The sequence below is a fragment of the Vibrio sp. DW001 genome, from assembly GCF_029016285.1.
GTDB lineage: Bacteria > Pseudomonadota > Gammaproteobacteria > Enterobacterales > Vibrionaceae > Vibrio.
This window is the reverse complement of the sequence record NZ_CP091975.1, coordinates 1,728,515-1,749,904: the sequence shown is the minus strand read 5'-3', so window position 1 is coordinate 1,749,904 and position 21,390 is coordinate 1,728,515. Positions and strand designations below refer to the sequence as shown.

Genomic DNA, 21,390 nt, shown 5'->3' with positions numbered 1-21,390 from the left:
GCAAAGATTACTTGGTTTTAAAAAAAATGCCCTAAGATACTACCTGTAGCTGATCTCTTTACCAGTAACAATTAGATTATCGGCTTCAATAGTAAATCCCTTGGACACGATACGACTTAGACTTTTAGTACACCGTTTTACTAAGTGTTTATCGACTCAAGGAGCGTTAATGAACGTTATGCTGCGTACCATCCTCACCCTATTAGTGTTTAGCCGGGCATCTGCATTCGCCTCTGTTGAACCTGTATCTCAAAGCCAGCAAGAAAAAGAACAAACACAAAGCCAAATTAACCCAAAATTGTTTAAACACAGTTTAAGCGGACTTTATGGTATATCTTCTATCAAACATGATGTTAGTCAGCCCTACTCTGATTTCGATGCTCTATATAATCAGGCTTTAAAAGCACAGCTTGAATTAGAGACCATATGTAAAAGCACAGCTTTATTGACCAATTCTCACGCGATCTCCGTTGGGGTGAAATCAAGACAACGAGCTGAAACAAAGATAAAAACAGATTTAGCGAACAATGTGAATCAAATTACCGATTTGGCAAGAGCGACCATCGTGTCTGACGATATTGAAAGCCTAGTATCCACTTTCGAGTTACTCGAAAAACAAGCAAATATCATTAGTGTTAAAAACCGCTTTAAGAAACCAGCACCCTCTGGATATCGTGACTTAAATATTCTTGTTGAACTACCAGAGACGAAGATCATAGCAGAAGTGCAGTTGCATCTTGCTGAAATTGCAAAAGTAAAAAGTGGTCCTGAACACGATTTATACAAACAGATTCAGGATATTGAACGCAGTGCATTGTCATCAAACCGTGCTATAAGTGAGATTGAAAACGCCAAAATTGAAGGCTTAAGAAGACAATCTTTAGACCTATATCATTATGCTTGGCAACCCTATATCACAACGAACATAAAGGCGGCATAAAACAGAAGCTAAATTTGGATTCTCGAACCTAAGAGAGTTCATTCGTTTTCACTCATGTACTCATCTCCTCGGACAGAGTCCGAACGAAGTACCAATACTTTTTAGAAGGTGATTTTGCAAAGGAAAATAAAAAGACCACGCGGTGCGTGGTCTTTTTTATTGGTTATTTCTCGATTTTGATATTTTCAACTCGAGCTTTCAATTTTTGCCCAGGACGGAAGGTAACAACCCGCCGAGCGGAAATTGGTATGTCTTCGCCTGTTTTTGGATTTCGACCAGGTCGTTCACTTTTTTCTCTTAAGTCGAAATTCCCAAATCCGGATAGCTTGACCTGTTCGCCATTTTCGAGAGCTTTACGAATTTCTTCGAAAAACACTTCTACTGTTTCCTTGGCATCACGCTTGCTGTATCCAAGTTTCTCAAACAGGTTCTCAGCCAAATCGGCCTTTGTGAGCGCCATAAAAACTTCCCTCAAAGCTGTATTAAACATTGCTACAATTGTGTAGCGCCAAATTGGATTGTGCTATACCGACATAATAATCGGCGACATCAACAGAAGTGTAAGCCAACCTTATGATTTTCGCCAATTTTTTTCTTTTATTTATTCACTAATAACTCAAATATCAGTAGTAAATGGGAGGTTTCAATAGGTTCCGAAAAGAATATAGCCTCAACAAATGATACGTAAGCAGTTTAATTCTCTTCTATTCTTTATTTTGCAGAATAATACTCCAATTAGTTTCGCACCTTTAAAATTTTAATTTTTTTCAATCAATTCATGATCTTGCATAGGTGTTTTAATACATTTATTGTTAATTTTGGCGTCAGCTACTACTATTTTAACCAAATTACTCATAACGTTAACAATACATGTCCGACTTAAGAAACAAAGGGTCTGTACAATATGTTCGTGTAATTTAGTGACGGATCTCAAAAGATTGCAAACTCGATTACCCTCTTAGCAAATCGGTGACCTATGCAACAATGACCCATCGAGAATAATAGTAGTTTAGTAAGTGTTGATGTTGGCCCCCTCTATTAATTACACAACATCATCATTTTTATACACATTACCTATAAGGCTTTAATTATATGTCAAGTAACAACTATTCACATGCTGATACCAACAAACTTGTTCGTGAAACAAGTGCGCTTATTTTAGCAGGAGGAAAGGGAACACGACTAAAACAATTGACTAACAATAATGCCAAGCCTGCCGTTTCATTCGGTGGCAAGTTTCGAATTATCGATTTTACTCTTTCAAACTGTATAAATTCTGGCGTTAGAAAGGTTGGTGTACTCACTCAGTACATGGCACAAGATCTGATCGACCACCTTCAAGATGGCTGGCAGATCCTCTCACCAGCAATGGGTGAAGGTGTTCGTATTATTCCTGCACAACAGAGAACTGGTAACGACTGGTACCGTGGTACAGCCGATGCTGTTTACCAGAATTTGGATCTTATTAAACGCCAAAACGCAAAACGCGTATTGATACTTGGTGGCGACCATATTTATAAAATGGACTACTCTCGCATGCTTAATTTCCATGTGGAAAATAATGCTGCGGTCACCGTTGCATGTATTCATAAACCAATCGAAGAAGCCTCTTCTTTCGGTGTTATGGGACTTGATGCGACAGGTCAAATTAATACCTTCGTTGAAAAGCCAGCCAACCCACCAGCCGACCCTAGTGACCCAACACAATCACTCGTTTCAATGGGGATCTATATCTTTGATGCAGACCTACTTGAAGACGAATTGGTCAAGGCGTTAGAAGACCCTGAATACAACCATGACTTCGGTCACAACATCATTCCAGGGCTACTTGGCCGTGCTAAGGTATTCGGCTATATCTTTACCGAAGATGGTCATCCAGGTGACACAGCATACTGGCGCGATGTAGGTAACCTTGATGAGTATTTTGCTGCGACTATGGATCTACTTTCCCCAGATCCTGAGTTGGACCTTTACTCGCCTAACTGGCCTATCATGACCAACCAATCACAACGTCCAGGTGCTAAGTTTGTGTTCAATGATGAGAATCGTCGTGGGCATGCTGTCGATTCTGTTCTTTCTGCCGGGACTATTATTTCTGGTGCCGAGTTAGAACATTGCATGGTTTCAGCTAACGTTCGTGTTCACAGTTACTCACAATTGAAAGACTGTATCCTATTACCAAACTCTGATATCGGCAGACATTGTCGACTAACGAAAGTAATCGTCGGCGAAGATTGTGTCATCCCAGACAACACCGTAATCGGTGAAAACCCAACAGAGGATGCCAAAAAGTACACGGTATCTGAAACGGGCGTGATCTTAGTTACTTCCGAAATGTTCGGATAACGTTAACACTCAATCTAATAAAGGGCTCTTCGGAGTCCTTTTTTTATGTGGAAATATGTGCCTCACCAAATTATACAAACACCGCTAAATAACGGTTCCGCATTATGGATAGTTATGTTTGAGCAAAAAAAATAGGCCTTATTCAAGGCCTATTTTGATACAGTTAAAACCGGTTAATTAGTCGCGAAGAGCAGCACCAAATTTTTCTGATACATTGGCAACAATTGCTTCTACTGCGCCTGCAATATCTGCGTCTTCTAATGTACGTTCAACAGACTGAAGTGTTAGGGCGATAGCGAGACTTTTCTTGCCCTCTTCCACCCCTTTGCCTACATACACATCAAATAGACTAACATCTGTTAGGAAGCGTCCTCCAGCGTTTAAACACGCCTCGACGATATCACCGGAAGCAATATCTTCAGCAACAACTAATGCTATATCACGACGGTTTGAAGGGAACTTAGATACTGCCACCGCTTCTGGAAGCACCCGAGTGTTAATTGCCGACCATTCAATTTCAAATACAATAGTACGACCATTAAGACCAAACGCACGCTCTAGTTCAGGGTGCACTGTACCAATAACGCCCACTTCTTTACCATCAACGACAATTGCAGCAGCTTGTCCAGGATGAAGAGCTGGATGTTTTGTCGAAGTAAAACTGTAAGCCGTTTCATTCGAAGTCAGTTCTAAAACAGCTTCTAAATCACCTTTTAGATCGTAAAAATCAACCGTATTGCTTTCAATGTCCCAGTGTTCTTCGCCACGACTTCCTGCAATAACACCGGCAAGCATCTGCTCTTGGCGCATACCGTTTTCTACCGCTTCATCTGGGATAAAACGAAGCCCAGACTCAAACAATCTCACGCGAGGTTGTTGACGTTTTTGGTTGTGAACAACCGTATTCAATAACCCTTGGATCAAACCAAGGCGCATTGCAGACATATCTGCCGATATTGGGAAAGGTAGAATAAGTGGCTCTACACCTGGAACCACGAGTTTCTGTTGCTCTGGTTCAACAAAGCTATAAGTAATCGCCTCGTGGTAACCACGGTCAACAAGTAAGTCACGTACACGTTTAAGCGTTTGGTTCGCTTCCTTGTGAAGGTTCATGCTTAAACTAGCAACAGGAACTTGATTTGGAATATTATCGTAACCGTAAATTCGGCCTACTTCTTCAATCAAATCTTGTTCAATTGCGATATCAAAACGCCATGATGGAGATTCAGCTGTCCAACCATTGTCAGTTTCAGAAACATCACAACCTAGTCGAGTAAGAATTTCAACTACATCAATTGATGGGATTTCATGGCCTAAAAGCGAATCAAGCTTTGTGCGACGAAGTAACACTGTGTTTGATTTCGGTAATGCCGATTCAGATTCAAAACCAGCAATAGGACCCACATCACCACCACAGATATCAATAAGTAGTTGTGTAGCACGTTCCATGCAGTCCGCTTGGCGAGCATAATCAACACCACGCTCATAACGCATAGAGGCGTCAGTATGAAGACCATAGCTACGAGCACGACCGCGAATCGCATCTGGCGAAAAGAAAGCACACTCAAGAAGTACATCTTTAGTTTCGCTTGTTACGCCTGAACCTTCACCACCAAAAATACCACCAATTGCGAGTGGTTTTTTATGGTCACAGATAATCAACGTATCACTGTTTAACTCAGCTTCGTTGCCATCCAATAGTGTCAGTTTTTCACCCTGCTCTGCTAAACGAACCACAATACCCCCTTCGATTTGATCCAAATCGAAAGCATGCATTGGTTGACCTTGTTCTAACAACACATAGTTAGTGATATCAACAATAGGATCGATAGAGCGAATACCACATCTGCGCAATTTCTCTTGCATCCAGATTGGCGTTTCAGCTTGAACATTTACATTCTTAATGATACGACCTAGATAACGAGGACAAGCATCAGCCGCTTTCACCTCTATTGAAATCGTATCGTCAATGTTGGCGGCAACAACATCGAAAGATGGTGACTGCACTTCAGCTCTATTTAACACGCCAACTTCTCTTGCTAAACCGCGAATACTAAAGCAGTCCGCGCGATTAGATGTGAGGTCAACATCAATAGTTACATCTTCGAGATCTAAGAACTCACGGAAGTCTTTACCAATAGTGGCATCTTCAGTCAGTTCCATGATGCCATCGGATTCAACATCAATTCCAAGCTCCGAAAATGAACAAAGCATGCCATTTGAAGGTTGACCACGTAGCTTTGCCTTCTTGATTTTAAAGTCACCAGGGAGAACGGCACCAACCGTAGCAACAGCGACCTTAATACCTTCGCGGCAATTTGGAGCACCACATATAATGTCTAATAATTCTTCGGCACCGATATCCACTTGGGTAACGCGAAGTTTATCTGCGTCTGGATGTTGGCCGCACTCTACAACTTTACCCACTTTTACGCCGGTAAAAATGCCCGCGACTGGTAGAACGTCATCAACTTCTAGGCCAGCCATAGTGATTTGATGTGTTAGCTCGTCGGTCGTAACAGCGGGATTAACCCACTCACGTAGCCAAGATTCACTGAATTTCATTGTTCGACTGCCTCTGAATTACTTGAACTGTTTAAGGAAACGAAGATCGTTCTCAAAGAACGCTCGTAGATCATTGACACCATAGCGAAGCATAGTCAGACGCTCTACGCCCATACCAAATGCAAAGCCTGAATATTTCTCAGGGTCAATACCTACGCTGCGAAGTACATTGGGATGTACCATGCCGCAACCTAAAATCTCTAACCATTTACCATTTTTCCCCTTTACGTCAACTTCCGCAGAAGGCTCGGTAAATGGGAAATAAGATGGACGGAATCGAACCTCTAAATCTTCTTCAAAGAAATTACAAAGAAAATCATTAAGAATGCCTTTGAGCTGCGCAAAGTTAACGTTCTCGTCAACTAACATACCTTCAACTTGGTGGAACATTGGTGTATGTGTCTGATCATAATCGTTTCTATATACTCGACCAGGCGCGATAAAACGCAACGGTGGTTGACGTTCTTCCATGGTACGGATCTGCACACCTGATGTATGAGTGCGAAGCATCAACTTAGGATTAAAGAAGAAAGTATCGTGGTCAGTACGAGCAGGATGATCGTCGGCAATATTTAGTGCATCAAAGTTATGGAAATCATCTTCAACTTCAGGACCAGATTCGACGGTAAAACCTAACTCACCAAAAAAGCTTTCAATTCTCTCTATTGTTCGAGTTACTGGGTGTAAGCCACCATTCTCAATACGACGACCAAGCAGTGTCACATCGATTGTTTCAGCCGCGAGTTTTGTCTCTAATTCTGCACGTTGCAGTGAGTTTTTACGCTCTGCAATGGCTTGCTGTACGGCACCTTTCGCTTTGTTGATCTCTTGACCAGCAGTCCGACGTTCTTCAGGTGGTAGTTTACCTAGGCTTTGAAGTTGAGCCGTTAACTCACCTTTTTTTCCTAAAAATTGAACACGCACTTCGTCAAGTGCAACTAACGAGTCAGCACTATCAATGGCTGACGTTGCGTTAGCAATGATCTCTTGTAGATGTTGCATCTTTTCCTCATCCACCTTGCGGTAGTGTCCATAATAAGGGCGTTTTGGTCTTTCAAAGTAGGTCGACTACTTTGAAAGATCAACACGCCCACATATTAAACTTAATAGCTGTACATATTAATCAAACCGAAGCTCAAAGCCAAATTGAATCTACAATAATCGACTCTTATCATTCAATTAGTTGCCAATTATTTTGTAATTAACGATTTACCCTCGCCTATTATGTAACTGATACCCTATATAGACACCTTTTACACACTATAAATCACTGTACTGACCGCACACAGTTCTTGCCTGCGCTTTTTGCCATATATACTGAATCGTCGGCCAACTTAATTAGGTCACTGACATCTCTAGTCGATTCGCATAACGCCGCTACCCCGACACTGATACTCCCTTCCCAACAATATCCGTCATAAGGTAGGCGGATTTTATTCACTTGTTCGTGAACGGTTTGTGCCAAAGATAACCCTTGTCGTAGATCTATTTCCGGGCAGATAACAATAAACTCATCACCACCCAATCGACAGACTGAATCTTGGGGTCTAAAACTCCGCTTCAGAACAGTCGAAAGCTCGACGAGCACTGCGTCCCCAGCATCATGACCACAGGTGTCGTTAACTTGCTTAAATTTGTCCACATCGACAAGCATGCAAACTAAGGGTAATTGTTCAACTCGTGCTTTATCCCATTGCATACCGATCTCTCTCATTGCGAATCGGCGGTTAGGCAGTTTGGTTAACGTGTCGGAGTACGATAACTCTTGAAGCTTTTTATTCGCTAATGATAATTCCTTAGTACGCTGATCGACTTTATCTTCCAGAGACAGATTCAAGAGTATTAGCTCCTTATTGCGAGCCGAAACTTGCTCAAATAAGGTTTTCAATGCAGTCAATAGAGGACCAATCGCCTCATCATGTTCACGCTCTTCATTTTCAAAAGCTTGTGCAGGGCTCAAACCACTTTCAATGGCAATCAATTGCCTCGCCATATTTTGGTCACTACCTAAAATATGGTAAACCAGCCATTGAACGAGAAAATCTAAAAGCTGTTTAGACAGGTCGTCATTTTCCAGTCGCAAAGATTCTGAAAACTCTTTTACATCGTCAATGAATTTTTGATGAGATTGGCAATGGCCCTCAAAATGCCCTTGAGAAATACCCACTCGTTTCATTAAGTTTTCCTCTTCATGAAAATGATAAGAGGTATAATCAGATAACTCTTTCAGTGCCCGCTTTGCTTCCAGAATTGAGAAATCGTTTTGTGTCGTTAATTCCCCATATTTATTGACAAGTTTTACAAGATACAGATGCTGCTCATCGACTTCCTTGATACCCGTTTCAAAATTCTTATCCCATTGAAATGACTGCATCTGGTGCTCCTCGCTTATGACTTCTGTTTCTTATAGTACGGAATAAAAAAAGGAGAAGATATTAACAAGATATAATTTTTCACTTTATCTTCAATAATAATTAGATTTTTATTACTTCGAAAAGGAATATTTCGCAATGAACACGGTGGTTGGGTAAGATACTGTTGCATGGTGCTTAGACCTCAGCACTTGAGGCTACGATCTGAAAAATTTGTTTCCTATTTTAACTATAATGACCCGGCTGACCAAATGATGAAAAAAATATTCTGTGGCGCGTTGACTAAAGACAACGAAAAACAGATTCAACTTATAAGAAATACTGTCTTCACCTCCGAACAAAATGTGGATCCTAGTATTGATTTTGATGGTCAAGATATCGTCGCCATCCATGCCCTTATCTTCGTAGAAGATACCCCTGTTGCGACAGGCCGAATGCTTGGGGATGGACATATTGGAAGAGTTGCCGTACTTAGGACGCACAGAGGATTAGGATTAGGTTCGCAGGTAATCGCAGCACTACAGCAATACGCCATTGAGAATCGATATTCGCGAATTTATTTAGGCTCCCAACTCCATGCTGAATCGTTCTACACCAGATTAGGCTTTAAACCGTTTGGCACGCAATATGTCGAGGCGAATATTGAACATATCTCTATGGAGAAAATAATACGCCCGCAAACCGTTGGTCAAAAACGAAGTACAAACTAAGTAGACTTGTTCCGATATGATGTTTCAATCCGCTTGAAACATCCGTGTGCGAACCTTTCCGTCTAACCCATTATTGAGTGGCATTGCTACTAAGCCTTTTATCGTGATTTATAGACAAAAAAAAGAGACCCGAAGGTCTCTTTTTTAAAGTCTGTATAACTGTCTAATTAAAGAGCAGCTTTCGCTTTTTCTACTAAAACTGCAAATGCAGTTTTGTCGAATACAGCGATATCAGCAAGGATCTTACGATCGATCTCGATAGATGCTTTCTTAAGACCGTTAATTAAACGACTGTAAGATAGACCATTTTGACGAGAAGCAGCGTTGATACGAGCGATCCATAGTTGACGGAACTGACGCTTTTTATTGCGACGGTCACGATATGCATATTGACCAGCTTTTGTAACTGCTTGGAAAGCTACACGATAAACACGTGAACGTGCTCCGTAGTAACCTTTAGCTTGCTTTAGAACTTTCTTGTGGGATGCACGTGCTTGTACACCACGTTTTACGCGAGGCATTATGTCTCTCCTAAACTATTAATAAAACTAAAAAGAATTAAGCGTATGGCAACATACGTTTAACAGCAGCAACTTCACATCTAGGAAGTATTGCGTTAGGACGTAGTTGACGCTTGTTCTTAGTAGTACGCTTAGTCAGGATGTGACGTTTTGTAGCGTGCTTGAACTTTATACCACCAGCAGTTTTCTTAAAACGCTTAGCAGCACCTCTGTTGGTTTTCATCTTCGGCATGATGAATAACTCCGCATTGTTAGTTGTTAATAAACATAGTAATTAGGGCGAATAAAATCCCGCAACATAAGCTGCGAGACTATACTACTTGCAGGCCTTTAATTACTTCTTTTTAGGGGCCAACACCATGATCATCTGACGGCCTTCTATTCTCGTTGGGAAAGATTCGACAACAGCTAATTCCTCTGTATCTACTTTCAAACGATTAAGAACGTCGACACCGATCTCTGGGTGTGCCATTTCTCGGCCACGATAGCGAATTGTTACCTTCACTTTGTTGCCTTCTTCTAGGAAACCGGTCAGGTTGCGTAGTTTTACCTGATAGTCTCCAATATCAGTCCCAGGTCGGAATTTTATTTCCTTAATCTGGATCTGCTTTTGCTTCTTCTTCTGCTCTTTTGCAGCTTTGCTCTTCTCGAAGAGGAACTTGCCATAATCCATAACACGACAGACTGGTGGCTCGGCGTTTGGACTGATCTCTACGAGATCCATACCAGATTCTTCTGCTGTAGCTAATGCGTCAGCAAGACCTACGATACCTACTGGCTCACCATCTGCGCCAGTTAGACGTACTTCACGTACGCCACGAATTTCACCGTTTAAACGGTGTAGGTTTGGTTTGGCCACTTGCTGGCCGCGTCTTCCGCCTTTAATAGTTTATTCCTCCAGATTAAGCTTACGGGTAGAAACCTCAACTTGAAGATAGCTTATAAAGTCTTCAACTTTAATCTTACCAAGGTCTTTACCTTTACGAGTTCGTACTGCAATTTCTCCGGCTTCCATTTCTTGGTCACCACAAACAAGCAGATACGGTACACGCTTTAAAGTGTGTTCGCGGATTTTAAAGCCTATCTTCTCATTTCTCAAGTCCGCTTTTGCTCTAATTCCCGATTTTTGCAATTTATTTACAACTTCTTTAACGTAATCGGCCTGTTTGTCCGTAATATTCATGATAACGGCTTGTTCAGGTGCTAACCACGTCGGGAAAAATCCTGCGTACTCTTCAATAAGAATTCCGATAAAACGCTCTAATGAACCCAAAATCGCACGGTGAATCATTACAGGAATCAACCTTTCGTTGTTTTCGCCAACGTAAGTTGCCCCTAAACGACCAGGAAGGTTGAAATCGAGTTGTACTGTACCACATTGCCATGCACGATCTAAACAGTCATGTAATGTGAATTCGATTTTAGGCCCATAAAATGCGCCCTCACCTTCTTGGATTTCATATTTAATATCAAGGTTTTCTAAAGATTCTTTGAGCGCTTCTTCTGAGCGGTCCCAAATCTCATCGCTACCTACACGTTTTTCAGGACGTGTCGAAAGCTTGACCTCAATTTCTTCAAAGCCAAATGTCTTGTATACATCATACACCATCTTGATGCATTCAGTGACTTCTTCTTGAATCTGTTCTTCTGTGCAGAATACGTGGGCATCATCTTGTGTAAAGCCACGTACTCGCATTAAGCCGTGTAGCGCACCTGATGGTTCATTTCGGTGACAAGAGCCAAACTCAGCCATACGTAACGGCAGATCACGATAAGACTTCAAACCTTGGTTGAATATTTGAACGTGCCCAGGGCAGTTCATTGGCTTAATAGCATATTCACGGTTTTCAGAACTAGTTGTAAACATAGCATCCGCATATTTGTCCCAGTGACCAGAACGTTCCCAAAGAATACGATCCATCATCAATGGACCTTTTACTTCTTGGTAACCGTACTCATCAAGCTTAGTCCGAACAAATACTTCTAAATCTCGGAAAATTGACCAGCCATTATGATGCCAGAAGACCATTCCTGGTGCTTCTTGTTGCATGTGGAATAAGTCTAAATGCTTACCAATTTTACGATGGTCACGCTTGGCGGCTTCTTCTAAACGAGTTAAGTGCGCTTTTAGCGCTTTCTTATCATGAAAAGCCGTACCATAAATACGCTGCAACATTTTATTGTCGCTATTACCTCTCCAATAAGCGCCAGCCACGTTTAAAAGCGTAAAGTGCTGACAAAAGCCCATATGCGGTACATGAGGACCACGGCACATGTCTACGTATTCTTCATGGTGGTAAAGACCTGGACGATCATCTTTAGCTACATTTTCGTCTAAGATCGCAATCTTATAACTTTCATCACGAGATTCGAAAGTATCACGAGCTTCTTGCCAGCTAACGTTCTTCTTAACAACCTGATATTTGGTTTTAGCAAGCTCTTTCATGCGCTTTTCTAACGCTTTAAGATCTTCCTCAGTAAGAGAATGCTCTAAATCGATATCATAATAAAAGCCACTGTCAATCGTTGGGCCAATTGCCATTTTAGCGGCTGGAAACAGCTGCTTAATCGCGTGCCCAAGTAAGTGTGCACATGAATGGCGTACGATTTCTAAACCATCTTTCTCATCTTTTGTCGTGATAATTTCTAAACTTGCATCATTTTCGATAAGGTCACAAGCGTCGACACGAATGCCATCTAATCGGCCAGCGATGGTCGCTTTAGCAAGACCGGGACCAATTGAAGCGGCGATGTCCATTGTTGAAATAGGGTTGTCAAATTGACGCTGACTACCGTCAGGAAGAGTAATTACTGGCATGATATATCCTTCACAGTGGTGTTGCGTACCAAGCAACACATGCTAATTTATAATAAAGTTTGGTTTGGTGAATATCTATCAGTAATACGTATACCGGATATTCATCAAGGGAGGGATTTTACTCGCTAAATTTAGATTTGCATAGTGTGAATATGCCGTTAATTCAACTTTTTAGCCGAATAAGCAATCGGATTGTTCTCACAGTGGATATTCTGATCAATACAGGGAGACTACTCTTAAAAAGACTGGGCATAGTTTGTCCCTATGCCCGGTTTAGAATATTGGTGCTACTTGGCTTTAATGTAAAGGTCTTTGGAATAGATTCGACCTTCTGCGTTATGCATTGGGAAGCCACCAATCGTGGATTTTACTAACCTAGCTTGCATATAAAAATAGATAGGTGCTATTGGCATATCCTTAGCGAGGATAGATTCCGCTTGATCGTAATACAGATTCCTTTCTTTTTCATTGGTCGCCATCTGAGCTTTAGAAATCGCTAAATCGTACTCGCTATTTTTGTAAAAAGCGTAGTTTCGTTCATTATCAGACGTAAACAAGCTTAGGAAAGTAGAGGCTTCGTTGTAGTCACCACACCACGATGCTCTTAAGATATCAAAATCACCCGATTTCCTAGCACTCAGGTATGACTTCCATTCTTGGTTTTCGGGCATTATTTGTGCCCCTAGATTTTTATCGAGCATAGACGCAATGGCAATAGCTATGGTTTTGTGACTTTCGCTAGTGTTATATAAAAGCTTAGCTTTAATTGGGTTATGTTCGTCAAAACCGGCTTCTTTAGCCAATAATGCACCTTGCTTTTCTCGTTCCGTCTGGCTCAATTTGGCATAATCCGGTAAAGTCGCTTTGAAGCCCGCAACATCTTTATGCGCGAAGGTAAATGCCGGTGCATTTCCGACATTCGTAATTCCATTCGTTATCACATCACGCTTGATTGAATACGCCGCAGCCTTACGTACTTTTGGGTCATCAAATGGTTTGTGTTGCGTGTTAAAGGCATAGTAGTAGGTACATAGCAAAGGTGTCACACGGTAGTCATCTGGGTAGGTTTCTTTAATCTTTATCGCCATCTGTGCTGGTACATCTGACGTCATATCAACTTCGCCAGTTTTATATCGATTAAGTGCAGAATTTTGGTTTTCAAACGGGATATAAGTTACGTGGTTTAAAACCGTATTGCTGTTATCCCAATAGTTTTCATTTCTTTCCAACTCGATACGTTCGTTAATCACCCATTCAGTAAGCTTAAACGCACCGTTAGAAACCATGGTTTCAGGCCTAGCCCATTTATCACCGTTAGATAATACTGTTTTAGCATGGAGTGGCATCATCGCAGTATGTGCGGTCATGGCGATAAAGTACGGAACCGGTTTGTCCAATTCAAATTCCAAGGTATAGGCATCTAACGCTTTTACACCCAATGATTCTACTGGCATTTTTCCTTCAATTATCGCTTTGGCATTTTTTATTTCTGTCAGCTTCAAATACCACGCGTTGGGAGAGGCAAAATTTGGATCAACGACTCGTAGTAAACTAAACAGGAAATCCTCCGCAGTGACAGGGTCACCATTAGACCAACGCGCATCTTGACGAAGATGAAATGTATAGACTTGGTTTCCTTTATTTTCCCATTTATCGGCGACACCGGGGATTACTTTGCCATTTTCATCCTGAATAACTAGCCCTTCAAACAAGTCTCGTAGGATATGCATTTCTGGCATCCCTTCTGCTTGTAAAGGGTCTAACGTCGCAGCTTCTGCATCATTGCCTCTTACCAAAACCTGTCTTTCTGCGAGTGACACACCTTCTGGCACATTGGCTGCTTTTGCTTGTACAGAAAAGGCGATCGACAAAATTACACTCGTTAGTATTGAGAGAGGGGTTTTACACTTGTTTTCCATTGGTCATCCTTGAATGTTGATGCACATATTAAATAACGCATTGACTAATTGATATATATAGACAAACCATAATGATATTGTTTATATCTCTATGACATATTACGAGATGTAAATATATCAGTTTGTGTGGGGCGTCGTTTAGGGTAAAGCTCACATATTAAAAAATGGAAAGGCTAATGATACAATTAAGACAGCGTTCTGATAGAGCAACATTCACCGTTGAACCGATTTTATATGGTCACTCTGTTCATGGTGCCCCATTGTTATATTTCCCTGCTCAAGTTGATGTCGATCAGGCGGGCCTAATTTTTGCCGGAACTCATGGTGATGAAACGGCCTCAATTTCAGCGTTATCATGTGCACTACGCACACTTGTTGAAAACCAACAAAAACACCATGTCATCTTATCTGTTAATCCCGATGGCAATCAGTTAGGAACACGCTCGAATGCTAACTACGTTGATCTAAACCGAAACTTCCCAACACGGAATCAATTAATTGAAGATACTGTCTACCGCTGGAACGGCAGAGCAAATACAAGAGATGTGACGATTAAAACCCGTAACGGTACGAGCCCAGAACCGGAAACCGAGGGGTTAATTAGTTTGATTACTAAACTAAAACCTTTATTTTCTATAAGCTTTCACGAGCCTCTTGCTTGTATCGATGATCCAAATATGTCCCACCTTGCCCATTGGTTATCAAATAGATTCAATCTTCCAGTGGTTCCAAATGTTGGTTATGAAACACCGGGCTCATTCGGAACATGGTGCAAAGAGAATAACTTACCTTGTGTAACCGTCGAGTTACCCGCCGTGTCTCCCGACGATTCAAGCGAAACTTATCTTGCTGCATTAACCCAATTATTGAGTTCTAGCACAATAGAATTACTCGGTTGACTCTAGCTAAGTTCTTAAACTCGTGATCTCATTGACCATTAACATTTATTGAATGACAGTTGTTGGTCAAAACTCACTGATTAGACCATTGTCACAAAAAAAATTGTATATAATTAATCTGTTTTTAGCGACTAGCAGAGAATTATGTTTTTAACTCCTTATTTTTCAGTACTTAACCAGAAATTTCAATTTACTCGACGTCAAGCGAGCCACTTTGCAAAAAAAGTAGCCGGCGATTTTAACCCGCTTCACGACGAAGATAACAAACGTTTTTGCGTACCTGGCGATCTTCTTTTTGCTGTCTTACTTAAAAAAGAAGGGATCAGCCAAAAGATGCGTTTCGATTTTTCTGGCATGGTCAATGATGGCGTTGCGCTTCAAGTAGAGAACAAGTGCGAAAATGAAAGTGCGGTTGTAGATGAAAATGGTAAAGAATATCTGCATATGAACCGAGAAGGTGAAGTGAGTCACGATGCAGAGTTAATTGAACATGTCGTTAAAAATTACGTACAGTTTTCTGGAATGAACTTCCCTCACATCATGGTTCCTTTGATGGAACAACAAAAAATGATGATCAACTGCCAACGTCCATTGGTTATCTATGAAAGTATGGAGATAGAGTTTTCTCGTTTAGATCTCCATCATCCAGCGGTTGAGTTTTCAGGTGCGACGTTTGATGTTGCAGGAAAACGCGGTATCGTCACTCTCAACTTTGATTTTAAAGAAGATGGTCAATTAGTAGGTAAAGGGGTCAAGCGAATGGTCGCAAGTGGATTACGTCCATATGACCATACTGCAGTGGATGATCTGGTCTCTCGATTTATTGAATGTAAAGACGCATTTTTATCCAAGTTTGTTATCACAGCTTAATTCTCAGTATCGTATTAAATAAAAACCCCCTTCACTATGTGACGGGGGTTTTTATTTGGCTAAATCCAACGCCTAACCTTGTTTTGGTAATCCGTATAACCCTTGCCAAACTTACTTGTTAAGTGCCTCTCTTCAGGGCCAATTTGAAACCGGTTCATGTACATTACAAATAGAACGCACACTGCCAAACTGGAGAGATCCTGTAACCAGTAGCCAAAACCAAACAAAAGTAGCAGTAAACCAAAGTACATAGGGTTTCGGGTTAGTTTATAGACGCCTGTATCTACTACCGATGTCGTCTTATTGATATCGACCGGATGTACCGATGTTTTTGCTTTCTTAAATTCATAGATTCCACTAAGACCAAAATAGCCAGCCCCAACAAAACAGATAGCAAGGACAACGTTTGAAATCGGAACGCCGATAGTAAATAACGCACTTAACGAGTGAAACCAATACATAAGGCAAAGGCACACTAGGAACACAAATACTGGTGGTACTTTCAGTTCTAACACTTTCATATCTTGGTTCCCAGTTTCTTACACATTAACAAATACCATTGTCAACCTGTTTAGTTGAACGACTATTATTGAGTACAATTTTCAGCTAAATCATTAGCAGTAGAGCCTGCACCGGATGCTTCATCTTCTCATGCTCCAATCGCTTGACCTGACTACGGCAAGAATATCCTGTGACCAAGCAACGTTTTTTGTCTAAGTGCTGCATCTGAACTCCCCAGCTCAAATTGTAGATATCTTTCGACATCTGGTACTTGTCTTGTTCGTGTCCGAATGTTCCCGCCATCCCGCAACAACCTACAGACACGCTCTCTAGCACGCCGCCAAAAAATTTAAAAATTGTTTGCCACTCTTTTTCGGCGTTTGGCAATCGTGTTTTCTCAGTACAGTGTGCAAAAAGATGCCACGGTGCTTCATTTGATGGTTCACCAACCTTTAGACTATCAAGTTGGTCAATCAGGTACTCATGGGAATTCAGCACTTGAAACTCCCCTCTTTGTTCTCCCAAAATATCAACGTACTCATCGCGGTAACAAAGCACAAGAGCTGGGTCAACACCAACCATTGGAATATTCAAGTCAGAGACCATATTTAAGAAACTTGCCGCTGTTTGTGCGGTGCCCGTAAACTGTTTTAAGAACCCCTTTATGTGCTGTGCTTTCCCATTTGGTTTGAACGGTAACAGAATCGGTTGTTTTCCAAGTTTTTCAAGCAAAACAACAAAGTCGGCGACCACTTCTGCATCGTAAAAAGAGGTGAATGGGTCTTGTACGATAAGCACATGATTATCTCTGTCTTCTTTAGAAAGTTGCGCTAGTTTTTGAATATCAAATTTAACGTTATTATTATCGGCAAGTTGTTGCTTCAATGTCGGTTTTGATAACAAAGGCGCATCAATGTACCCCACTGTTTTTGCCGTTAAACCTTGTACCCATTTCTGGGCTAGAACCGCATTTACTACCATGGGTGCTTTTGCCATTAGCGGCAACATCGTTTCAATATTTGCGACGAGGTAATCTTTCGCTGGGCGCTGATAACGAGAGTAGTAGATATTTAAGAAACGAGATCTAAAACTCGGCACATCAACTTTAATTGGGCACTGAGTGCCACAAGCCTTACACGCTAGACAGCCGTTCATTGCCTCATACACTTCATGTGAAAAATCATATTCGTGCCGTTTGTTTAGGCTATTTCTTACTCGATCAACCATTACGCTAATTGTTGGGTTCTTACTCAACGTCTCATTTTCTAGGTCGAGGATATCAATACCTTGCTCCGTCAGTTGACGAAGCCACTCACGAACAAGTCCTGCACGACCTTTAGGCGATTGCCTTCTATCTGCTGTCACTTTCATAGAAGGACACATTGGTGAACTGGTATCGTAGTTAAAGCAGAGCCCGTTGCCATTACACTCCATTGCTTGCTTGAAGCTATCTCTTACTGTAACGCTAATTTGACGGTCGTAAAACGCCCGTTTTGTATCACTCACTTTTACCAGTTCAGCACTACTATCCAATGGTGTGCATATCTTTCCTGGATTCATTTTGTTCATTGGGTCAAACGCCGCTTTTATACGACGGAGTTCAATAAACAACTCCTCGCCAAAGAATTCCGGCCCATATTCTGAGCGATAACCTTTTCCATGTTCTCCCCACATCAAGCCACCATACTTGGCAACTAAAGCAACAACACGATCAGATAACTCCTGCATCAAAGCCTCTTGTAAAGGGTCACAAAGGTCAAGCGCTGGACGAACATGAAGTACGCCAGTATCGACATGGCCAAACATTCCGTAATATAGTCCTTTGCTATCTAATAGCTCACGAAACTCCGCAATAAAATCGGCAAGATGTTCTGGTGGTACACACGTGTCTTCAGTGAAAGGAACGGGTTTCGCTCTCCCCTTTATTGCCCCTAGCAGACCAACGGCTTTTTTCCGCATGCCGTATATACGACCGATACTCGCTAAGTCCTCACAGACTTGATAGCCTATCAGTCCTCTCTCGTCATTTGTGAGCATCAGGTCGAGTTGCGCCGTTAAGGCAGCAACTTGTTCAACGATGACTCCTGTATCATTTCCTGCAAACTCTACAATGTTGATACCAAGCATTTCTTTGTCTGGTACATCAAGAAGCAGATCACTAACAGAGTGCCAAACAATATCCTCTTTCGCTAAATTGAGCACTTTTGAATCAATGGTTTCCACAGACAAGGCGTTAGCTTCTACAAGAAACGGCGCCATTCTAAGTGCAGAATCAAAGCTATTATATTTTACGTTGACTAGGGTTCTTGTCTTAGGGATTGGGGTAAGATTTAATTTGGCCTCGGTTATAAAAGCCAATGATCCTTCCGAACCACACAGCACACGAGTCAAATCAAACTCGCCTTGTTCACTCAACGCATTTTTTAAATCATAGCCAGTTAAGAATCGATTTAATGGTGGGAACTTATCAACTATTTGTGTTCTTTTCTCTCGACATACTTGTTCCGTTACTTGATAGGCGTTGTAAGCATACTCACCTATTTCATTCCCCCCATGAGACTTATCTGTCTCATAGACTGATCCGTCTGCAAACACGGCTTGCAATGAAAGAACGTGATCAGAGGTTTTACCATACCGAAGAGAGCCTTGGCCTGAAGCGTCGGTATTAATCATACCGCCAAGTGTCGCTCTGTTGCTGGTTGACAGTTCAGGAGAGAAAAAGTAGCCATATGGACGGACAACATCATTAAGTTGATCCTTTATGATGCCAGTTTGTACTCTAACCCATCCTTCTTTTTCGTTAACCTCTAACACTTTATTCATATGTCTAGACAAGTCGACAACAATGCCTTTGGTTAACGACTGACCATTAGTCCCTGTTCCTCCACCTCGAGGTGAAAAAGTAATGCGCTCGTAATCTGGATGCTGACTTAACCTACCGATAAGGATAACGTCGGCAGTCGTTTTTGGATGCACAACCGCTTGTGGCAATTGTTGATAAACGCTGTTATCCGTTGCAACCGCGAGACGGCTCGAGTATTGAGATTCCATATCACCAGTAAAACCTTGGGTAGCTAACTGGTCCAAGTATTTTAATACAACCGGGTCAACACTATTTTGGTTCTCTAACCGGGGTAGTGTCATTCTGGTCACTGATTTTACGTTTTTAGACATATCTGCATTGCTAGACATTGTGCTTCCTGCCCTCTACCTACACTGTATCCTACAGTTAAGGGGATGCTTAAGTGTTAAAATTATGATTTGGGTCACTTTACCTCATCTGACATTTGAACAAAACACTATTCCTAATGACCTAGTCGATATTTTTGTTCATAATCAATAACAACTAATGTGAAATCAATATAAGAATAGACACAATGAAAAAAAATAAAGTCATCACTACCGAAGATATCTTGCTTATGCTCTGCCAATCTGTTTCAGGCGTTTTGAGCACGGCGACCAATACCGACATAAAATACTCAGCTATGGTACAAAAAATAAATAAGACCTGCTTACGACCGGATTTTGGTTGTTTTGTCTTATTCGATGGTGGTTTTTCTGGTTTGGTTGTCACTAACTTTACCTCACAGTCCGCATTAGAAATTTACACCAATTACATGCGCAACATGGGTATGCCAGAAGAAGAGCTCGCGATACTTCACACCTCAGATGAAGTGGGTGACGTATTAGGTGAATTGATGAACCAACTGGTTGGTGACTTTACGCATAAAATCCGTAAAGAACTAAAAACTAACATTACTCAAAACCAACCTAAAATGCTCGCAATCAATAAGCAGGTTCTTATTTCTATCGATACTAACTTAGATAGACCCCAAGCTAGACGCGTAACGTTCTCAACAGAAGGCAATAACATTTTCTACTTAGAACTAGCGATGGATAAAACCGAGTTTATTCAAATGGAAGAGTTTGAGTTAGAAGAAAGTTCTGACCCTGATCTTATTCTAGAACAAGAGCAAAATAAAAAAGCCAAGACGAAATCTGAAGAGGTGGAATCAAACCATTCTGCAAACGATTTATTAGATGAACTAGGGATATAGTTAGACATTATTTGTCTTCCTACTCGTAGCAAACCGTCGAAAGACGGTTTTTTATTACTCTTCTATATCAAAGCTCTCCTTTATCTCCGAGTCAAAAGTAGGTAAAATAGTCGACTTTTCGAAGTTAAGCACTCTATTTTAAGTAGGTTCATGGATAAGCAGAAAGCGCTAAAGAAAATTGCAAAATGCCTAGAGTTAGGTAACTCAGCCAATGTAAACGAGGCTGCACAAGCAATTAAAATGGCCCATCGCCTAATGATCAAATATGGTCTGGATAAAGACGATATTGAATTCATTAAGATGGGCAAAACCCAATCTACCCATCTGCTACCAACCAGTATTAGTTCCACTATATTAAGAGTAATTCGTGGTATCAACACTAAGTTTGGTGTTGAAGCTGTTCTCTTAAACCATAAAGGACTTAAACGCGTAGAATTTATAGGAGAAGCTGATCGCGCCATTTTTGCCGCATTTGCTTTCGACATTATCTATCGAGAAATGAACGAACACACTGGCCAGTTTAGAAATAGCTTTTCTGGTACCGGGACCAGCAACACGGAAGTCACACGCAGAGTAAACTCATTTGTGTCTGGTTGGGTAGAAGGCGCTCTAGAGAAATTACCTGAAATTGCACCCGACGACGATTCAAACAACAAAATCAACAACTATATTGACCGTGAATTCAAAAACATCGATCGTGAAACTTTTAAGCAACAACTAAGAGACGCGATGAAGAACATCACAAAAGACTACGAAGTAGGATTAAAAAAAGGTCGCAAACTATCGGTCAATCGGCCTGTCGATGGTGCCAAAGCACCAAAAATGCTTGAGTAACCATATACATTGGAATACGTGGGATAGCAACATGATA

18 protein-coding genes are annotated in these 21,390 nt (G+C 41.3%); 7 read left to right on the top strand and 11 right to left on the bottom strand.

Annotated features, from left to right (window positions below):
- The first annotated feature begins 169 nt into the window (after nucleotides 1–169).
- On the top strand, nucleotides 170–940 hold the full coding sequence (locus tag L3V77_RS08115) for a RelA/SpoT domain-containing protein (protein WP_275136547.1): 771 nt from the start codon (nucleotides 170–172) through the stop codon (nucleotides 938–940).
- 163 nt (nucleotides 941–1,103) lie between these two features.
- On the opposite strand, the gene ihfA is transcribed toward L3V77_RS08115, so the two are convergent.
- A complete protein-coding gene (gene ihfA, locus L3V77_RS08110) occupies nucleotides 1,104–1,400 on the bottom strand; it encodes an integration host factor subunit alpha (RefSeq protein ID WP_195703195.1) in 297 nt (98 codons plus the stop codon).
- A gap of 632 nt (nucleotides 1,401–2,032) precedes the next feature.
- Here ihfA and glgC point away from each other — a divergent pair.
- On the top strand, nucleotides 2,033–3,286 hold the full coding sequence (glgC, locus tag L3V77_RS08105; protein WP_275136546.1) for a glucose-1-phosphate adenylyltransferase: 1,254 nt from the start codon (nucleotides 2,033–2,035) through the stop codon (nucleotides 3,284–3,286).
- A 177-nt stretch (nucleotides 3,287–3,463) separates the two neighbouring features.
- Here the strand turns inward: glgC and pheT are convergent, their stop codons facing one another.
- From pheT to L3V77_RS08090, 3 genes are all read right to left on the bottom strand, one after another.
- Nucleotides 3,464–5,851, bottom strand: coding sequence for a phenylalanine--tRNA ligase subunit beta (gene pheT, locus L3V77_RS08100; RefSeq protein WP_275136545.1), 2,388 nt, complete (start codon nucleotides 5,849–5,851; stop codon nucleotides 3,464–3,466).
- Nucleotides 5,852–5,869: 18 nt separating this feature from the next.
- Complete coding sequence (gene pheS, locus L3V77_RS08095) at nucleotides 5,870–6,853, bottom strand: phenylalanine--tRNA ligase subunit alpha (protein ID WP_275136544.1); 984 nt, start codon at nucleotides 6,851–6,853, stop codon at nucleotides 5,870–5,872.
- Nucleotides 6,854–7,118: 265 nt separating this feature from the next.
- Nucleotides 7,119–8,225 (bottom strand): GGDEF domain-containing protein, encoded by a 1,107-nt coding sequence (locus L3V77_RS08090; RefSeq protein ID WP_275136543.1) that lies wholly within the window; start codon nucleotides 8,223–8,225, stop codon nucleotides 7,119–7,121.
- 249 nt (nucleotides 8,226–8,474) lie between these two features.
- Here L3V77_RS08090 and L3V77_RS08085 point away from each other — a divergent pair, with 249 nt between their 5' ends.
- The gene (locus L3V77_RS08085) at nucleotides 8,475–8,933 is read left to right on the top strand and encodes a GNAT family N-acetyltransferase (RefSeq protein WP_275136542.1); all 459 of its coding nucleotides are present in this window, start codon (nucleotides 8,475–8,477) and stop codon (nucleotides 8,931–8,933) included.
- A 167-nt stretch (nucleotides 8,934–9,100) separates the two neighbouring features.
- On the opposite strand, the gene rplT is transcribed toward L3V77_RS08085, so the two are convergent.
- From rplT to L3V77_RS08060, 5 genes are all read right to left on the bottom strand, one after another.
- Nucleotides 9,101–9,454 (bottom strand): 50S ribosomal protein L20, encoded by a 354-nt coding sequence (rplT, locus tag L3V77_RS08080; protein WP_275136541.1) that lies wholly within the window; start codon nucleotides 9,452–9,454, stop codon nucleotides 9,101–9,103.
- Nucleotides 9,455–9,491: 37 nt separating this feature from the next.
- The gene (rpmI, locus tag L3V77_RS08075) at nucleotides 9,492–9,686 is read right to left on the bottom strand and encodes a 50S ribosomal protein L35 (protein WP_275136540.1); all 195 of its coding nucleotides are present in this window, start codon (nucleotides 9,684–9,686) and stop codon (nucleotides 9,492–9,494) included.
- A 102-nt stretch (nucleotides 9,687–9,788) separates the two neighbouring features.
- Nucleotides 9,789–10,313 (bottom strand): translation initiation factor IF-3, encoded by a 525-nt coding sequence (infC, locus tag L3V77_RS08070; protein WP_269213776.1) that lies wholly within the window; start codon nucleotides 10,311–10,313, stop codon nucleotides 9,789–9,791.
- Between the two features lie 30 nt (nucleotides 10,314–10,343).
- Nucleotides 10,344–12,272, bottom strand: coding sequence for a threonine--tRNA ligase (gene thrS / locus L3V77_RS08065; protein WP_275136539.1), 1,929 nt, complete (start codon nucleotides 12,270–12,272; stop codon nucleotides 10,344–10,346).
- Nucleotides 12,273–12,559: 287 nt separating this feature from the next.
- Nucleotides 12,560–14,191 (bottom strand): peptide ABC transporter substrate-binding protein, encoded by a 1,632-nt coding sequence (locus L3V77_RS08060; RefSeq protein WP_275136538.1) that lies wholly within the window; start codon nucleotides 14,189–14,191, stop codon nucleotides 12,560–12,562.
- A 179-nt stretch (nucleotides 14,192–14,370) separates the two neighbouring features.
- On the opposite strand from L3V77_RS08060, the gene mpaA reads away from it, so the two are divergent.
- Together mpaA and L3V77_RS08050 are read left to right on the top strand one after the other, a co-directional pair.
- Nucleotides 14,371–15,090, top strand: a complete 720-nt coding sequence (mpaA, locus tag L3V77_RS08055) for a murein tripeptide amidase MpaA (protein ID WP_275136723.1) — start codon at nucleotides 14,371–14,373, stop codon at nucleotides 15,088–15,090.
- Between the two features lie 144 nt (nucleotides 15,091–15,234).
- On the top strand, nucleotides 15,235–15,960 hold the full coding sequence (locus L3V77_RS08050; RefSeq protein WP_275136537.1) for a DUF3581 domain-containing protein: 726 nt from the start codon (nucleotides 15,235–15,237) through the stop codon (nucleotides 15,958–15,960).
- Between the two features lie 59 nt (nucleotides 15,961–16,019).
- Here the strand turns inward: L3V77_RS08050 and L3V77_RS08045 are convergent, their stop codons facing one another.
- Complete coding sequence (locus L3V77_RS08045) at nucleotides 16,020–16,481, bottom strand: isoprenylcysteine carboxylmethyltransferase family protein (RefSeq protein WP_275136536.1); 462 nt, start codon at nucleotides 16,479–16,481, stop codon at nucleotides 16,020–16,022.
- Between the two features lie 85 nt (nucleotides 16,482–16,566).
- A complete protein-coding gene (locus L3V77_RS08040) occupies nucleotides 16,567–19,605 on the bottom strand; it encodes an FAD-binding and (Fe-S)-binding domain-containing protein (protein WP_275136722.1) in 3,039 nt (1,012 codons plus the stop codon).
- A gap of 233 nt (nucleotides 19,606–19,838) precedes the next feature.
- Here L3V77_RS08040 and L3V77_RS08035 point away from each other — a divergent pair, with 233 nt between their 5' ends.
- Together L3V77_RS08035 and L3V77_RS08030 are read left to right on the top strand one after the other, a co-directional pair.
- A complete protein-coding gene (locus tag L3V77_RS08035) occupies nucleotides 19,839–20,519 on the top strand; it encodes a DUF3334 family protein (protein ID WP_195703183.1) in 681 nt (226 codons plus the stop codon).
- Between the two features lie 150 nt (nucleotides 20,520–20,669).
- Nucleotides 20,670–21,353 carry a DUF2786 domain-containing protein gene (locus L3V77_RS08030; protein WP_195703182.1) on the top strand — a complete coding sequence of 228 codons (684 nt, stop codon included), beginning with the start codon at nucleotides 20,670–20,672 and terminating at the stop codon, nucleotides 21,351–21,353.
- Nucleotides 21,354–21,390: the final 37 nt, after the last annotated feature.

Excerpts from the sequence above, each read along its gene's own strand:
- glgC (WP_275136546.1), top strand. The coding sequence starts at position 2,033 with ATGTCAAGTAACAACTATTCACATGCTGATACCAACAAACTTGTTCGT.
- pheT (WP_275136545.1), bottom strand. The coding sequence starts at position 5,851 with ATGAAATTCAGTGAATCTTGGCTACGTGAGTGGGTTAATCCCGCTGTT.
- rplT (WP_275136541.1), bottom strand. The coding sequence starts at position 9,454 with ATGCCTCGCGTAAAACGTGGTGTACAAGCACGTGCATCCCACAAGAAA.
- pheS (WP_275136544.1), bottom strand. The coding sequence starts at position 6,853 with ATGCAACATCTACAAGAGATCATTGCTAACGCAACGTCAGCCATTGAT.
- L3V77_RS08045 (WP_275136536.1), bottom strand. The coding sequence starts at position 16,481 with ATGAAAGTGTTAGAACTGAAAGTACCACCAGTATTTGTGTTCCTAGTG.
- L3V77_RS08090 (WP_275136543.1), bottom strand. The coding sequence starts at position 8,225 with ATGCAGTCATTTCAATGGGATAAGAATTTTGAAACGGGTATCAAGGAA.
- L3V77_RS08030 (WP_195703182.1), top strand. The coding sequence starts at position 20,670 with ATGGATAAGCAGAAAGCGCTAAAGAAAATTGCAAAATGCCTAGAGTTA.
- L3V77_RS08050 (WP_275136537.1), top strand. The coding sequence starts at position 15,235 with ATGTTTTTAACTCCTTATTTTTCAGTACTTAACCAGAAATTTCAATTT.
- ihfA (WP_195703195.1), bottom strand. The coding sequence starts at position 1,400 with ATGGCGCTCACAAAGGCCGATTTGGCTGAGAACCTGTTTGAGAAACTT.
- rpmI (WP_275136540.1), bottom strand. The coding sequence starts at position 9,686 with ATGCCGAAGATGAAAACCAACAGAGGTGCTGCTAAGCGTTTTAAGAAA.
- thrS (WP_275136539.1), bottom strand. The coding sequence starts at position 12,272 with ATGCCAGTAATTACTCTTCCTGACGGTAGTCAGCGTCAATTTGACAAC.
- L3V77_RS08060 (WP_275136538.1), bottom strand. The coding sequence starts at position 14,191 with ATGGAAAACAAGTGTAAAACCCCTCTCTCAATACTAACGAGTGTAATT.
- L3V77_RS08040 (WP_275136722.1), bottom strand. The coding sequence starts at position 19,605 with ATGACACTACCCCGGTTAGAGAACCAAAATAGTGTTGACCCGGTTGTA.
- L3V77_RS08115 (WP_275136547.1), top strand. The coding sequence starts at position 170 with ATGAACGTTATGCTGCGTACCATCCTCACCCTATTAGTGTTTAGCCGG.
- L3V77_RS08035 (WP_195703183.1), top strand. The coding sequence starts at position 19,839 with ATGAAAAAAAATAAAGTCATCACTACCGAAGATATCTTGCTTATGCTC.
- L3V77_RS08085 (WP_275136542.1), top strand. The coding sequence starts at position 8,475 with ATGATGAAAAAAATATTCTGTGGCGCGTTGACTAAAGACAACGAAAAA.